We start from the raw sequence: 13,549 nt of genomic DNA on the forward strand, positions 1-13,549 counted from the left end.
TGTGTCTTCTCAGCCAATGATCGGCCTCTCTTCCGGGTAGTGGTACAGCTGGTCGCGCTGGCGCAGCGCCAGGGCGGCCGCCAGGGTAATGGTGCCGACGCGGCCCGCGAACATCAGTGCGGAGAGCACGTACTTGCCGGAGGGCGGCAGTTCTCCGCTCAGGCCCGTGCTGAGGCCCACTGTGGCGAACGCGGAAATCGATTCGAAAAGCACCCGGTCCAAAGTGGCTCCGCTGATCGCCAGGAGGGACCCGGTGCCCAGGCCAACCAGCGTGGCGCCGAGCACCAGCACCGAAATGGCCACGCGCATGGTGCCTTCCGGGATGCGGCGGCCGAAGGCGCGCACGTCGCTGTCGCCGCGGGCCTCGGCGAAGATCGCCAGGAACATCACGGCGATGGTGGTCACCTTGATGCCGCCGGCGGTGGAGGCGGAGCCGCCGCCGGCAAACATGAGGGCGTCGGTGAGCAGCATGGTGGTGGATTCCATGTCCCCCTGCTCCACCAGGTTGAAGCCGCCCGAGCGGGTCATCACGGAGGCGAAGATCGCGTTGATGACCTTGTCGCCCAGGTTCATCTCCGCGATGGTGCGGGGGTTGTTCCATTCCAGCGCCGCCCAGGCCAGCGTGCCGCCGACCAGGAGGATGGCGCTGACCACCAGGGTCAGTTTGGTGTGCAGCGTCCATTGGCGCACCTTGTTCCGGTAGATGATCAGGACCATCACCACCGGGAAGCCCAGGCTGCCGAGGACCACTCCGAGCATCAGCGGGACAAGGACCCACAGGTCGGTTTCGTAGGGGACCAGCCCGTCCGAGTGCGGGGTGAAGCCGCCGTTGTTGAACGCCGAGATCGCGTAGAAGACCCCATGCCAGAGCGCCTGGCCAAACGGTTCGCCAAGGATCATGAAGCGGGGGGTGAGCATGAGCGTCAGCAGCAGTTCGATGGCCACAGAGGTGGTGATGACCGTGCGCAACAGGGTTCCCACCTCGCCGAGCTTGCTGGTTCCCACGGTGTTCATCGACTGCTGGGCCATCAGCTTGCCGCGCACGCCCAGCCGCTTGGACACTGCCAGGGACAGCACCGAGGCCAGGGTCAGGATGCCCAGGCCGCCCACGAACACGCCCACGATGATGACCACCTGGCCGAAGAAGGTCCAGTGCGTCGCCGTCGACACGACCGTCAAACCGGTGACGCAGACGGCGGAGACCGCGGTGAACAGGGCGTCGTGCAGGGGGGTGGAGCGGCCGGACGTGGCCGCCGCCGGCAGCGAGAGCAGGGCGGTGAAGATGCAGATCGCCAGGAGGAAGACGATCAGGGCGAACCGGGCGGGGGAGTGCGCGGCCACAGAGTCGACCAGTGCCCGCGCACCGGCAAGGAGGCGCCGCAGCGCTCCGCGCTCGGAGGGTGACGCGTATGTCTGGTGGGGGCCCATGGTCTTCCGAAAGACTCCGTGCGGTGAAGGATGGCAGGTGGCGCGCCCGGGGACGGGCGATTGAAACAAACACAGTAAACCACCTCCGGGCCCTGCCCCGGTGCGCGGCGCATTCCCGGCGTCGCGTAGCCTGAGGAGTGATGACACATCTCACAGCGCCGGCGCCGCCCACACAGGTCGTCTGGAGCGGGGACATGATGGCATACCGCTTCAGCGAAACCCATCCCATGCACCCGCTCCGGCTGGATCTGACCATCCGCCTTGCCCGGGAACTGGGCCTGCTTGACCGCGGGTCGCTCACGCTCGTGGAGCCTCCAGTGGCGACCGACGACGACCTGGCGGCCGTCCACGACCGCGAATACATCGCGGCCGTCCGGAGCGCGGGCGACCACCCGGAGCGGACCGACGAGGCCCACGGCTTGGGCACCGAGGACAACCCGGTCTTCGCGGGCATCCACGAGGCCAGTGCCCGGCTGGCAGGGGGGACGCTCCTGGCGGCCGAATCGATCCTGGCCGGATCGGCGCTGCACGTGGTGAACTTCGGCGGCGGGATGCACCACGCGGTCCGCGGCAGGGCCAGCGGTTTCTGCATTTACAACGACACCGCGCTGGCCATCCAGCGGCTTCTGGACGGCGGCGTCTCCCGCGTGCTGTATATCGACGTCGACGCCCACCACGGCGACGGCACGGAACGGATTTTCTGGGACGAGCCAAGGGTCCTGACCGTGTCCCTTCACGAGTCGGGTATGTCCCTGTTCCCCGGCACCGGTTTCGCCAACGAGATCGGCGGTCCCGGGGCGCCCGGCACGGCCGTCAACGTGGCCCTCCCGGCCGGAACGGGCGACAGTGGCTGGCTGCGCGCCTTTCACGCGGTGGTCCCGCAACTGGCTGCTGCGTTTGCCCCGGAGGTGATCGTCAGCCAGCACGGGTGCGACGGCCACCGGAGCGATGCCCTCAGCAACCTCTGCCTGAGCGTGGACGCCCAGCGCCAGAACGCCCTGGACATCGCTGAGCTGGCCGCCCGGCTCTGCGGAGGCCGCTGGATCTCCACCGGCGGGGGCGGCTACAACGTCACCGACGTCGTCCCGCGGGTGTGGAGCCACCTGGTCGGCATCGCCTCGGGCTACCCGGTGCCGGTGCGCACCCCGGTCCCGCGGCCCTGGAGGGACTATGTGATGGAGCGCTATGGCGCCCGCACGCCCGAATCCATGGGCGACGACGTGGACCTGTGGTGGCGTTCCTGGGAGGTGGGCTATGACCCGGCCGATCCCGTGGACCGCTCCGTGATGGCCACCCGCAAGGAGATCTTCCCGCTGTACGGCCTGGATCCCTGGTTCGACTGAGCAGGCTGACAGGAGCGGGCTCGACTGGGCCGGTTCGGCGGGCCCTCCTGCCAAGATGCCCGCCGTGAAATATGCGGCTAGGGTGATGGAATGGCCCACGACGACGTCTTCACCGTGATTTCCGACGGCACCCGCCGGCAACTCCTCGACGCACTGCGGGAGGGGGACCGCTCGGTCGGTGAGCTCGTCGAAGCGCTGGGAGTCAGCCAGCCCACCGTCTCCAAGCACCTGAAGGTGCTCCGCGAAGCGGGCCTGGCCACGATGCGCGCCGAAGGGCAGCGCCGCTACTACTCCGTCAGCCCCGAGCCGCTCAACCATGCGGCCCGGTGGCTGGCCGCCTTTACCCCCGCAGGCAGGGCGCCGTCGCCCGCCGGGGCCGGAACCCCCGCTGCGGCCGCTGCCGGAACCGCTCCGGCAGCGGACGCAGGAACTGCATCCGCCCCCGCCCCGGCGGCCGCGCAGCCAGCCTCACTGGCTAACCCGCAGCCCATCCCGCAAGCCCCCGCCACGGCCGCCCCTGTGGCGCCGGCCCACGCGACCCAGGCGGCGCAGCAATTGGGCCGGACCGTGGGCCGCACCGTCGAGCAGGTGACGGGCCGTGCCGCGGACCTGCTGGAGCGCCTGCAGAAGCCAAAGTTCGGACGCCGGCGTTAAGTAGGGCGCTGGCAGGGCGCCAGTACACAGGGCGGCGGCCCGGCACGGTGCGGCCTTTCGCGACGGCGCTCATTACCGCGCTCATTACGGCGTTCGTTACGCCGGACAGGGGCCCGGTTTTGGGCTGCGGGCGCACCCGGCGTAGGGTGGGGTCCATGAACACCCGTTGGTATGCGTATTTTGTGTCGGCTCTGGAGGGGCCCGCCGCAAGGTAATCGCGCGTACCCAACCTTCAGAGCCGACAAGGGCCGGAGCACAACGCTCCCGGCCCTTCGCCATTTCCAGGCGGCCTGAAGGACCACGGATCCGGCCGGCCGCCCACCCCCGCAGCCGTTGCCACCGAAAAGAGATCCGATGAACGCCGTTTCCGCCACCGACCTGCTCGAAACCTCCCAGCGCGCCGACGCCGCGCAGAACCTCGGCCCGGCACAGGGCACCCCCAACTCCGACGAGCGCGTGGCGGGCTTCGCCCCGCTGCCCAGCCCGGCCCAGGTCCGCGGGGAACTCGCCCCCTCTGCGGCGCTGCAGTACCGCGTGGGCCGGGCCCGCCAGGAGATCCGGGCCGTGCTTGACGGCGTGGACCCGCGCCTGCTCGTCATCATTGGCCCCTGCTCCATCCACGACCCGCAGGCCGGCCTGGACTACGCGGCCCGGCTCGCCGCCGCGGCGGGGCGCCACCGCGGCGAACTGCTGGTGCTCATGCGCACCTACTTCGAGAAGCCGCGCACCACGGTGGGGTGGAAGGGCCTGATCAACGATCCCGCCCTGGACGGCAGCCATGACATGGCAGCCGGCCTGCGCGCCGCCCGCCGCTTCCTGCTGGAGGTCGGAGAGCTGGGCCTGCCCACGGCCACCGAGTTCCTGGAGCCGATCAGCCCGCAGTACCTGGCCGACCTGGTCGCGTGGGGCGCGGTGGGTGCCCGGACCACGGAGAGCCAGGTCCACCGCCAGTTGGTGTCCGGGCTGTCCATGCCGGTCGGCTTCAAGAATGGCACCGACGGCGGTTTGCAGGTCGCCGTGGATGCCTGCGGTGCCGCCGCGGCGCCGCAATCCTTCCTGGGCATCGATGCCGGGGGGCGCGCCAGCATGGTGCAGACGCGCGGCAACACCGATGTGCACCTGATCCTGCGCGGTGGTGCGGGCGGACCGAACTACTCCGCGGGAGACATCGCGGCCGCTTCGGAGCGCATGGGGGCAGCCGGACTGAACCCCCGGGTCATCGTGGACGCCAGCCACGCGAACTCCGGAAAATCCCATATCCGCCAGGCGGAGGTTATCAATGAGCTGGCTGCGCGCCTTGCCGCCGGGGAACAGGGCATCGCCGGCCTGATGGCGGAGAGCTTCCTGGTCCCGGGGGCCCAGAAGCTCGAGGTTCCGGCCCCGGACGCGGCCCGTACCGGACAGGACACTCCCGTGCTCGACGGCCTGGTCTACGGCCAGTCCGTGACCGATGCCTGCATGGGATGGGACGCGACCGAATCGGCGCTGGAGACACTCGCCGCCGCGGTGCGCGCCGGGCGCGCCGAAGCGTAGGCGGACACCGGCGGGCGGGGCGGAGACAGGCGCTGATGCACCTGCCCGCCCCGCCGTCAAGGGGCCCGTGAACAGGGCCGGGGGCTGGAAGAGGGAGATGAAAAAGGTTTCACATTAACCCCTCCAGCCACTAGAGTGACTAGCCAGACGGCATCGCCTGCTGCGCGCCACCCGGCCGCAGATCCAACGCGCCCGCCGTTCACCGGTGGGCCGTGTTGTCCAAGTTGGGCCCCTGTGGTCCAAGTCAGGAGTGGAGCGGGGATGGCTGAGGCGGGGAATTTCTCGAACGCGCACTTCATGACGGTTGCCGAGGTCGCCGAGGTCATGCGTGTCTCGAAGATGACCGTGTACCGGCTGGTGCACGCCGGTGAACTGCCCGCGGTCCGCTTCGGGCGTTCCTACCGCGTTCCGGAGGCGGCCGTCGAGGAATACCTGCGCACGGCACGGGTGGACGGGGCCTCGGAGACTGCCTGAGGCCAGTGGTCTGACGCGCCTGCAGAAGCAGGTAACCTGTTAAGGAACGTTTTACGTCCAGTTGGCTGCGATCGGTTGCTTTTGGTACCGGAAAGTAGTCGGCACCAATAGACAGTGAGGAACCAATATGGGCTCTGTTATCAAGAAGCGCCGCAAGCGTATGGCCAAGAAGAAGCACCGCAAGCTGCTTCGCAAGACCCGCCACCAGCGCCGCAACAAGAAGTAGCCGCGGGGGCGCACGCCGGAGCACGGCGCGGCGTCCAGGCGACGACGGCGGGGCCGCACCTTTCCCTTCGAAAGGCGCGGCCCCGCCGTCGTTGTGTGCGCCCCCGGCAGCCAGGCTGAGGGGGCGCCGCGGCTGGCTTGCGGGCCGGCCTGGCTGCTGCGCCCGGGACGAGCCGGTACCGTGGAGCCATGGATTCTTCCGCTCCCGACCCCCGCGTCCTGCTGCTGACCCGCGCAGGCTGCCACCTCTGTGCCGCCGCCCGGGAAACCGTGGCCGCCGTAGCCGGCAGGCTGGGCGTGGCGTGGGCCGAGCGGCGGATCGACGGGGATCCGGAGCTTTTGGCCCGACATGCGGAGGAGGTCCCGGTGCTGCTGGTGGACGGGACGGTCCGAGATTTCTGGGTGATCGACGCCCGGCGCCTCGAGGGCCTGCTCACCGCGCCGCAGGGTTGAGCGGGTCCGGGGCGCTGCCCCCGCAAGGTGCCGTCTTGGTTTTTGGGGCGGCCCCGGCGCCGTCCTACAGTTGACTATCCAACCAGCAGGAGGAACGGTCGAGCATGCCACGCAGTAAAGGACCGGCGCAGCCCCCCGCGGAGACCGGGCCGGCAGCCGCGCGGCACCTGCCGGAAGCCACCCTGGTCCGCCTGACGCAGTACCTGCGGGCGCTGACCGAACTGCGCGAGGCGGGGCGCGCCCGCGCCTCCTCCGAGGTGCTGGCGGAGGCCGCCGGGGTCAATTCGGCGATCCTGCGCAAAGACCTGTCCCTGCTGGGGTCCTACGGCACCCGCGGCGTGGGCTACGAGACCGAGGTCCTGGCCCAACGCATCACCGAATGCCTGGGGCTCACCCACGAGTGGCGCGTCTCCATCATCGGCGCCGGAAACCTGGGGCGTGCACTGTCCGGCTACGGCGGGTTCCGCAACCGCGGCTTCTCGGTGGTGGCGCTCTTCGACGCCAGCCCGGATCTCATCGGGCGGGACGTGAACGGGCTGCGCGTGGCGAACGTAGCCTTCCTCGAGGATGTCCTGACCTTCACCCGCACCAACATGGCCGTGTTGGCCGTTCCCGGGCCGGTGGCCCAGGGGCTGGTCGACAGGGTGGTGCGCGTCGGGGTGCGCAGCATCCTGAGCTTCGCTCCGGTGGTGCTGCAGGTTCCCGAGGGCGTGACGCTGCGGAAGGTCGACCTCGCCACGGAACTGCAGATCCTGGCCTACCACGCCCAGCAGGCCGCCCACGCGGATCCGGAACGGTCCTGACGGGGACGGCGGCACCGGGCTGCAGCCCGCCTTAAGCGGCAGCGTCCGCATCCCGGCCGGGATGCGGACGCTGCCGCTTAAGGCGGAAGTTGCCGTGGCCCGCTACTTGGCGAGCCCGGCCTTCTTCGCCGCGATGTACTCGCTGGAGGGCCTCAGCCAGGCCAGCACGATGCCGGCGACGCCCAGGACGATCACCGCCGCGTTCAGCGGGTCCGCGCCCAGCAGGCCGAGCAGCGACAGGGCGGCCAGCACGGTGCCCGTGATGCGGGCGCCGTTGCTGCCCTTGCGGATGAAGAACGCAATCAGGAAGTAGAGGCCCGCGCCGATCAGGGCGAAGACCACGGCAAGGCCTTTGAGCAGGCCGATCAGGTAAGCGAAGCTCACGCCCGCGGCCTCCATCTGGGTCTGCATCTCCGCGTACCCTGCCGGGTCCTGGGTGCGCAGTGTGTCTTCGATCATGCGCAGCAGCACATCAGAGGGCAGCGCCGCCACCACGAGGCCGGAGATCAGGGTGAGCGCGCCGGCGGCGAGGATAAGCCAGAAGGAAATCTCCAGCTGCTTGGGGCGCTCGACGGGCTGTGCCGGGCCGCCGAAACCGTGCTGGCCCGGTTGCGGGGGCTGGTAGCCGTAGGGGGGCTGGCCGTAGGGGTTCTGCTGGCCCGGTTGCGGGGCCTGGTAGCCGTAGGGCGGCTGGCCGTAGGGGTTCTGCTGGCCCGGTTGCGGGGCCTGGTAGCCGTAGGGCGGCTGTCCGTATTGCGGCTGCCCGTAAGGGGCTTGCGGGTTCTGCGGCTGGGCGGGCTGGCCGCCTTCCGGCAGGCGCTGGCCGTACCGGGGTTGTTCCGGGACCTGTGGGGTCTCGTCCGGGGTGCTCATGGTTCCTCCTGATCCGGCATGGACTGTCCGTTTCACGATATCCGCTGGTGACCGCACCGTACCGTCATCACGAAGGCTGATTTTCACCCCATCTGCCCGGCGCCTTTCGAGGGTCCTCTCCGCGCCCCGGTGCCCGGTTCCCTTTCCGGAAACGACCTTTCCGGAAACGACCTTTCCGGAAACGACGGCGGCCGCGCCCGCCGGTATCCCGGGGCGCGGCCGCTGAAGAGGCGGTTCCGGTGAAGGGGAGGCCTAGGACTCCTTGACGAAGGCTACGTCCAGGGTGATCTTCACCTTGTCGCTGACCAGCACCCCGCCGGCCTCCAGGGCGGCGTTCCAGGTGAGGCCGAAGTCCTTGCGGGAAATCGTGGTCTCGGCGGAGAACCCGGCACGGGTGGCGCCGAACGGGTCGACGGTCACGCCGTTGAACTCCACCTGGAACTCGACCGGAAGGGTGACGCCGTGGATGGTCAGGTTGCCGGCCAGGGTGTAGTCCTCGCCGCTGCCGGTGATCTCGGTGCCGGTGAACTCCAGGGTCGGGAAGCGCTCGACGTCGAAGAAGTCCGGCCCCTTGACGTGGGCGTCGCGGTTGGCGTCGCCGGAGTTGAAGGAGGCGGCCTGGACCGTCGCCTGCAGGGAGGACGCCTCGAGCGAATCGGCGGCCTTGATGGTGGCCTCGGCCTCGGTGAACTTTCCGCGGACCTTGCTGATGCCCGCGTGGCGGACGGTGAATCCGATCTCGGAGTGTGCGATGTCGAGGTTCCAGACGCCGGTGGTCAGGCCTGCGGGGATGCTCATGGTTTCTCCTTGAAAAATGCGGTGGTGCCTGGTGGCTGGGTTCGGGTCCGTTGGGCCCGCTGCCCCTACGCTATTGGATGCAAACGCATATATCCAGTCCTTTCTTGAAGATTTAACGAAAAGTTTGGGTGATGGTTGTCACCGCCCCGTTTTAGGCTCTTTCCCGATCGTTTGAGACACTGGAATCATGCCTCTTGCCACCGTCCACTTGCTCCGCCATGGGGAAGTCCACAACCCGGACAAAGTGCTCTACGGTCGGCTCCCCGAGTTCCACCTGTCCGACCTGGGGCGCACGATGGCCCAGCGCGCCGCGGAGCACTTCACTGCCCGCCGCGACGCCGGGGCGAAGATCGTGCTGCTGGCGGCCTCGCCGCTGGACCGCGCCCAGGAGACGGCCGCGCCTACGGCCGCGGCGTTGGGCCTGGAAATCGTGACGGAGCCCCGCATTATCGAGGCAACCAACCACTTCGAGGGCCTGTCCCGGATTGGAAGCCAGCTCAAGCGCCCCAGGCACTGGCCCTATCTGGTCAATCCGCTTCGCCCGTCCTGGGGGGAATCGTACTCCGCGCAGGTGGAACGAATGATGGAGGCGGTGCGCACCCAGCGCGACGCCGCCCTCGAAATTGGCGGCCCCGGTGCGGAGGCCGTGCTGGTGGGCCACCAGCTGCCCATCTGGGTGACCCGCCGCGCTGCCGAAGGCAAGCCGCTGTGGCACGACCCGCGCAGGCGGGAATGCACTCTCACCTCCGTGACCAGTCTTGTATTCGAGGGGAATCGACTGGTCGACGTCCGCTACGAAGAACCAAGCGCCGACCTGTTGGCCGGCGCCGCGAACATCCCTGGAGCCTAGCCCGATGTCCCTTCCCACCCCCTCGCAGCCCAGCCGCCGCGCCATGCTGCGTGCCGCCGTCGTGCTTGCCGCCGCGCTTCCGCTGGCCGCCTGCGCCAGCGAGGACCCGCTGGCCGCGCAGGCGCGCGAAGGCAACAACAAAAACTACATCGCCGGCGACGGCGCGGTGGAGACATACGCCGCGGAGGCCCGCGGCGAGGCGGTCAAGGTCACCGGAACCCTCTACAACGGGACACCGGTGGACTCCGCGGACTGGGCCGGCCAGGTCACGGTCCTGAACTTCTGGTACGCCGCCTGCGCGCCATGCCGGGTCGAGGCCCCGCACATGAAGGAACTGGCCGAGGCGTTCGCCGGCCAGGGCGTGCAGTTCATCGGGGTCAACGTGCGCGACGAGCAGGCCACCGCGGAGGCCTTCGAGCGCAGCTTTGGGATCCCGTACCCGTCCATGCCGGACAAGGACGGCTCGGTCCTGCTGGCGCTGACCAAATACGTGCCGCCGCAGGCGGTGCCAACCACCCTGGTGCTGGACAAGCAGGGCCGCGTGGCCGCACGCGTCCTCGGGGCCGTGGACAAGGGCACGCTCAAGGCCCTGATCGGCGACCGCGTCGCCGAAGCGGCGTGAGCGCCGCCGCGCTGGTGACGGTCGCCGCCCAGGCCAACCCCTTCGCCGAGCTGGTCCAGGACGGTTCCCTGCTGCTGGCCGCCCCCGTGGCCCTGCTTGCCGGCCTGGTCTCCTTCCTCTCGCCCTGCGTGCTCCCGCTGGTGCCCGGCTACTTCGGGTATGTCACCGGGCTCACCGGTGCCGACCTCGCCGAACAGCGGCGCGGCCGGATGGTGGGCGGGATCGGGTTGTTCGTGCTTGGCTTCACCGCCGTGTTCATGCTGGCCGGGGTGCTGTTTGCCCAGCTGTCCATCTGGCTCCGGTTCCAGGGGGCCTGGGTCACCCAGGCGCTCGGCGCCGTGGTGATCCTGATGGGGATCGTGTTCATGGGCGGGCTCTCCTGGTTCCAGTCCGACCGCAAGATCCACAAGCGCCCGCCCGCCGGGCTGTGGGGCGCGCCGGTGCTGGGGATCACCTTCGGCCTGGGCTGGGCCCCGTGCATCGGCCCCACCCTCGCCGCCGTGCTGGCGCTGAGCAGCGGGGCTGACCCCGAACCCGCCAAGGGCGCGCTGCTGACGTTCGCCTACTGCATGGGGCTGGGGTTGCCGTTCCTGTTGATCGCCCTGGGGCTGCGGCGCGGGATGGGCGCCCTGGGCTTCTTCCGCCGCCACCAGCTTGCGGTCATGCGGGTGGGCGGCTCGCTGTTGATCGTCCTTGGCCTCCTGATGGCCACGGGCCTGTGGGGGAGCTGGGTCACGCAGCTGCAAGACTGGTTCGCCAACGAGGTGGAGTTGCCAATCTGATGGTAGAGAAAAACGCCGCGAAGAACGCGGACGTCTCCGTCCCCGCGCTGGGTCCGCTGGGCATGCTGCGCTGGGCCTGGACCCAGCTGACCAGCATGCGCACGGCGCTGTTCCTGCTGTTGCTGCTGGCCGTCGCCGCGGTGCCCGGATCGCTGTTCCCGCAGCGTTCCGTCAACCCGGAGCAGGTCAACCAGTACCTTGCCAACAACCCCGGCGCCGGCGAGTGGCTGGACCGCTTCCAGCTCTTCGACGTGTACTCCTCGGTGTGGTTCTCCGCCATCTACCTGCTGCTGTTCATTTCGCTGATCGGCTGTGTCATCCCGCGCGCACGGAAGCACGCCAAGGCCCTGCGCACCCCGCCGCCGCGCACCCCCGCGCGCCTGTCCCGCCTGCCCGAGCACGGGACCGTGCCGCTGCCCGCGGAGCACGACGGCGGGCCCTCCGGCGCCGCCGTGGTACAGCGCGCCGCGGAGTTGCTCAGGAAACGCGGCTACCGCGTCGAGGCCCGTCCTGAGGGGCCGGCCCCGTCCGTGGCGGCCGAGCGCGGATACCTGCGCGAAATCGGGAACCTGGTCTTCCACGTTTCGCTCATCGGCGTGCTCGGGTCGGTCGCGGTCGGCGGCATGTTCGGGTATGGCGGTCAGCGCCTGCTGGTGGAAGGGGAGTCCTTCGTGAACACGCTGGTCTCCTACGACTCCTTCAGCCCGGGCACCAACTTCAGCGAGGAATCGCTGGTGCCCTTCTCGATCCGCCTGGACAGGTTCGAGGTTGAGTTCGACCGCGAATCCAAGACGCACTTCGGCCAGCCGATCGACTTCACGGCCAGCGTGACCACCACGGACACCCCCGGGGCCGAGGCACAGCAGAAGCAGTTGAAGGTGAACCATCCGGTGCGCATCGGCGGAACCGCGGTGTACCTGGTCGGCAACGGCTACGCCCCGGTGGTGACAGTGCGCGACGGCAACGGCGACATCGCCTTCCAGGGGCCGGTAATCGGCGTCCCGCAGGATGCCGCCTACACCTCCCTGGTGGTCATCAAGGTCCCCGACGCCCGGCCGGACCAGCTTGGCTTCGTGGGCTTCTTCCTGCCGACCGCCGTGATCGGGGAGGACGGGGTGTCCTTCTCCGCGGACCCCTCGGCCACCATCCCGCAGCTGAACCTGAACTCCTACTACGGGGACTTGGGGCTGGACGCGGGGGACCCGCAGAACGTGTACGTGCTGGATCCCTCTACGCTGACGGAGCTGAACAGCCGCAACCTCGATGCCGGAGGCATCGTGTTGGACGCGGGTACGTCCTATGACCTGCCCGAGGGCAAGGGGTCGGTCTCCTTCGACGGGCTCAAGCGCTACGTGGCGCTGGACATCCGCCACGACCCCGGGAAGGTGCCGGTCGCGGTGTTCTCCGCCCTGGCCCTTATGGGGCTGGGCATCTCACTGTTCGTGCCGCGCCGCCGGGCCTGGATCAAGGTTGTGGAGGCCGGAGCCCGCTCCGGTGGCACTCAGTCCGATGGCACCGGGGAACGCATAATCGAATACGGCCTGCTGGCCCGCGGCGAGGACCCGCGGCTGGTGGCCGAGGCCGCGGAGCTTCGCACGCTCCTTGAGAGGGAATGGCCCGGCATGGTCCGGGAGCGAGTCTAAGGAGACCAAGGGAAAACCATGCCGTCAATCAACGAACAACTGGGTGCCTACAGCGACCTGTTCATGCTGCTGGCCGCCTTCGCCTACGCGGTCGGGTTCATCGCCTTCGCCTGGGACCTCGCCAAGTCCAACAGCACGATCCGCGAACTCGAGGCCGGGCTCCTGGAGGCCGAGGCCCGGCAGCTGGCCGCTGTCGGGGGACCGGCACCCGTGAAGAACGCGGGCAGGACCGCGGCCTCCGGCGGAGCGCTGGTCAGCGAGTCGATGGACTATGTCAAGGACTCCGGTAAGCGCAAGGCCGCCAGGGTGGCCGTCTCCGTTGCCTGGATCGGGGTCGGCATCCACGCCGTCGCCGTAGTGTCCCGGGCCCTTGCCGCCGCCCGCGTGCCGTGGGGCAACATGTACGAGTTCCTCACCACCGGCGCGCTGATCGTGGCGCTGGTCTTCATGGCGGCGCTGCTCCGCAAGGACCTGCGCTTCATGGGCACCTTCGTGATGCTGCTGGTCACCATCATGCTGTGCGCGGCGACCATGGGCTTCCCCACCCCCGTGGCGCACCTGGTCCCGGCGCTGCAAAGCCCGTGGCTGGTCATCCACGTCTCCATCGCCGTGCTGGCCTCCGCGCTGTTCACCATCACCTTCGCGATGGGTGTGCTGCAGCTGCTCCAGGACGGGCGCCAGAAGCGCCTGGCCGCCGGCGGGCAGGACAGGCTGGCGTTCATGCGCCTGGTCCCCAGCGCCGTGGCGCTGGAGAACGCGGCCTACCGCGTCAACACCGTCGCCTTCGTGATGTGGACCTTCACCGTGATGGCCGGTGCCGTCTGGGCCGAGGCCGCCTGGGGCCGCTACTGGGGGTGGGACACCAAGGAGGTGTGGAGCTTCGTGATCTGGGTGGTCTACGCCGGCTACCTGCACGCCCGGGCCACCCGGGGCTGGACCGGGGCCCGCTCGGCCTGGCTGAGCATCATCGGCTACCTGTGCATCATCTTCAACTTCACCGTGGTGAACCTGTACTTCAACGGCCTGCACTCCTACGCGGGAGTCTAGGGCACGGGAGCCCCGGGACCG

Annotated in this window: 15 protein-coding genes; 12 read left to right on the plus strand and 3 right to left on the minus strand. The window is 69.3% G+C overall.

Features of this window, described 5'->3' with window-relative positions; translation table 11 throughout:
- Positions 1–9 precede the first annotated feature (9 nt).
- The gene (locus tag NCCP_RS04750; RefSeq protein WP_149956090.1) at positions 10–1,428 is read right to left on the minus strand and encodes a TrkH family potassium uptake protein; all 1,419 of its coding nucleotides are present in this window, start codon (positions 1,426–1,428) and stop codon (positions 10–12) included.
- 140 nt (positions 1,429–1,568) lie between these two features.
- Between NCCP_RS04750 and NCCP_RS04755 the strand changes: the two genes are divergently transcribed.
- The 7 genes from NCCP_RS04755 to NCCP_RS04785 all read left to right on the plus strand — a co-directional run bounded on the left by NCCP_RS04755 (position 1,569) and on the right by NCCP_RS04785 (position 6,913).
- Positions 1,569–2,771: an acetoin utilization protein AcuC gene (locus tag NCCP_RS04755; protein ID WP_149956091.1), complete on the plus strand. Its 1,203-nt coding sequence runs from the start codon at positions 1,569–1,571 to the stop codon at positions 2,769–2,771.
- Positions 2,772–2,861: 90 nt separating this feature from the next.
- Positions 2,862–3,425 carry an ArsR/SmtB family transcription factor gene (locus tag NCCP_RS04760; protein WP_149956092.1) on the plus strand — a complete coding sequence of 188 codons (564 nt, stop codon included), beginning with the start codon at positions 2,862–2,864 and terminating at the stop codon, positions 3,423–3,425.
- A gap of 354 nt (positions 3,426–3,779) precedes the next feature.
- Positions 3,780–4,958, plus strand: coding sequence for a 3-deoxy-7-phosphoheptulonate synthase (locus NCCP_RS04765; RefSeq protein WP_149956093.1), 1,179 nt, complete (start codon positions 3,780–3,782; stop codon positions 4,956–4,958).
- 261 nt (positions 4,959–5,219) lie between these two features.
- Entirely contained in the window at positions 5,220–5,432 is a 213-nt protein-coding gene (locus tag NCCP_RS04770) for a helix-turn-helix domain-containing protein (RefSeq protein WP_149956094.1), read from the plus strand.
- 127 nt (positions 5,433–5,559) lie between these two features.
- Positions 5,560–5,658, plus strand: coding sequence for a 30S ribosomal protein bS22 (locus tag NCCP_RS04775; protein ID WP_003792170.1), 99 nt, complete (start codon positions 5,560–5,562; stop codon positions 5,656–5,658).
- Between the two features lie 188 nt (positions 5,659–5,846).
- A complete protein-coding gene (locus NCCP_RS04780; RefSeq protein WP_149956095.1) occupies positions 5,847–6,110 on the plus strand; it encodes a glutaredoxin family protein in 264 nt (87 codons plus the stop codon).
- A 104-nt stretch (positions 6,111–6,214) separates the two neighbouring features.
- Positions 6,215–6,913 carry a redox-sensing transcriptional repressor Rex gene (locus tag NCCP_RS04785; RefSeq protein WP_149956096.1) on the plus strand — a complete coding sequence of 233 codons (699 nt, stop codon included), beginning with the start codon at positions 6,215–6,217 and terminating at the stop codon, positions 6,911–6,913.
- 102 nt (positions 6,914–7,015) lie between these two features.
- Here NCCP_RS04785 and NCCP_RS04790 read toward each other — a convergent pair whose 3' ends face one another.
- Positions 7,016–7,786 (minus strand): hypothetical protein, encoded by a 771-nt coding sequence (locus NCCP_RS04790; protein ID WP_149956097.1) that lies wholly within the window; start codon positions 7,784–7,786, stop codon positions 7,016–7,018.
- Positions 7,787–8,038: 252 nt separating this feature from the next.
- Positions 8,039–8,584: a YceI family protein gene (locus NCCP_RS04795; protein ID WP_149956098.1), complete on the minus strand. Its 546-nt coding sequence runs from the start codon at positions 8,582–8,584 to the stop codon at positions 8,039–8,041.
- A 187-nt stretch (positions 8,585–8,771) separates the two neighbouring features.
- Between NCCP_RS04795 and NCCP_RS04800 the strand changes: the two genes are divergently transcribed.
- The 5 genes from NCCP_RS04800 to ccsB are packed head-to-tail and all read left to right on the plus strand — an operon-like array spanning position 8,772 to position 13,528.
- Positions 8,772–9,434 carry a histidine phosphatase family protein gene (locus NCCP_RS04800; protein ID WP_149956099.1) on the plus strand — a complete coding sequence of 221 codons (663 nt, stop codon included), beginning with the start codon at positions 8,772–8,774 and terminating at the stop codon, positions 9,432–9,434.
- A gap of 4 nt (positions 9,435–9,438) precedes the next feature.
- Positions 9,439–10,056 carry a TlpA family protein disulfide reductase gene (locus NCCP_RS04805; RefSeq protein ID WP_225873677.1) on the plus strand — a complete coding sequence of 206 codons (618 nt, stop codon included), beginning with the start codon at positions 9,439–9,441 and terminating at the stop codon, positions 10,054–10,056.
- Positions 10,053–10,838 carry a cytochrome c biogenesis CcdA family protein gene (locus NCCP_RS04810; protein WP_225873678.1) on the plus strand — a complete coding sequence of 262 codons (786 nt, stop codon included), beginning with the start codon at positions 10,053–10,055 and terminating at the stop codon, positions 10,836–10,838. Before NCCP_RS04805 ends, NCCP_RS04810 begins: the two co-directional genes overlap by 4 nt.
- A complete protein-coding gene (resB, locus tag NCCP_RS04815) occupies positions 10,838–12,481 on the plus strand; it encodes a cytochrome c biogenesis protein ResB (RefSeq protein ID WP_149956100.1) in 1,644 nt (547 codons plus the stop codon). The genes NCCP_RS04810 and resB overlap by 1 nt, the downstream gene beginning before the upstream one ends.
- An 18-nt stretch (positions 12,482–12,499) precedes the next feature.
- Positions 12,500–13,528, plus strand: a complete 1,029-nt coding sequence (ccsB, locus tag NCCP_RS04820; RefSeq protein WP_149956101.1) for a c-type cytochrome biogenesis protein CcsB — start codon at positions 12,500–12,502, stop codon at positions 13,526–13,528.
- The last annotated feature ends 21 nt before the right edge of the window (positions 13,529–13,549 follow it).

It is taken from the genome of Zafaria cholistanensis (assembly GCF_008580665.1).
Taxonomy (GTDB): Bacteria; Actinomycetota; Actinomycetes; order Actinomycetales; family Micrococcaceae; genus Zafaria; species Zafaria cholistanensis.

Coding starts and splice junctions, on each gene's coding strand:
- NCCP_RS04750 (WP_149956090.1), bottom strand. CDS start 1,428: ATGGGCCCCCACCAGACATACGCGTCACCCTCCGAGCGCGGAGCGCTG.
- NCCP_RS04755 (WP_149956091.1), top strand. CDS start 1,569: ATGACACATCTCACAGCGCCGGCGCCGCCCACACAGGTCGTCTGGAGC.
- NCCP_RS04760 (WP_149956092.1), top strand. CDS start 2,862: ATGGCCCACGACGACGTCTTCACCGTGATTTCCGACGGCACCCGCCGG.
- NCCP_RS04765 (WP_149956093.1), top strand. CDS start 3,780: ATGAACGCCGTTTCCGCCACCGACCTGCTCGAAACCTCCCAGCGCGCC.
- NCCP_RS04770 (WP_149956094.1), top strand. CDS start 5,220: ATGGCTGAGGCGGGGAATTTCTCGAACGCGCACTTCATGACGGTTGCC.
- NCCP_RS04775 (WP_003792170.1), top strand. CDS start 5,560: ATGGGCTCTGTTATCAAGAAGCGCCGCAAGCGTATGGCCAAGAAGAAG.
- NCCP_RS04780 (WP_149956095.1), top strand. CDS start 5,847: ATGGATTCTTCCGCTCCCGACCCCCGCGTCCTGCTGCTGACCCGCGCA.
- NCCP_RS04785 (WP_149956096.1), top strand. CDS start 6,215: ATGCCACGCAGTAAAGGACCGGCGCAGCCCCCCGCGGAGACCGGGCCG.
- NCCP_RS04790 (WP_149956097.1), bottom strand. CDS start 7,786: ATGAGCACCCCGGACGAGACCCCACAGGTCCCGGAACAACCCCGGTAC.
- NCCP_RS04795 (WP_149956098.1), bottom strand. CDS start 8,584: ATGAGCATCCCCGCAGGCCTGACCACCGGCGTCTGGAACCTCGACATC.
- NCCP_RS04800 (WP_149956099.1), top strand. CDS start 8,772: ATGCCTCTTGCCACCGTCCACTTGCTCCGCCATGGGGAAGTCCACAAC.
- NCCP_RS04805 (WP_225873677.1), top strand. CDS start 9,439: ATGTCCCTTCCCACCCCCTCGCAGCCCAGCCGCCGCGCCATGCTGCGT.
- resB (WP_149956100.1), top strand. CDS start 10,838: ATGGTAGAGAAAAACGCCGCGAAGAACGCGGACGTCTCCGTCCCCGCG.
- ccsB (WP_149956101.1), top strand. CDS start 12,500: ATGCCGTCAATCAACGAACAACTGGGTGCCTACAGCGACCTGTTCATG.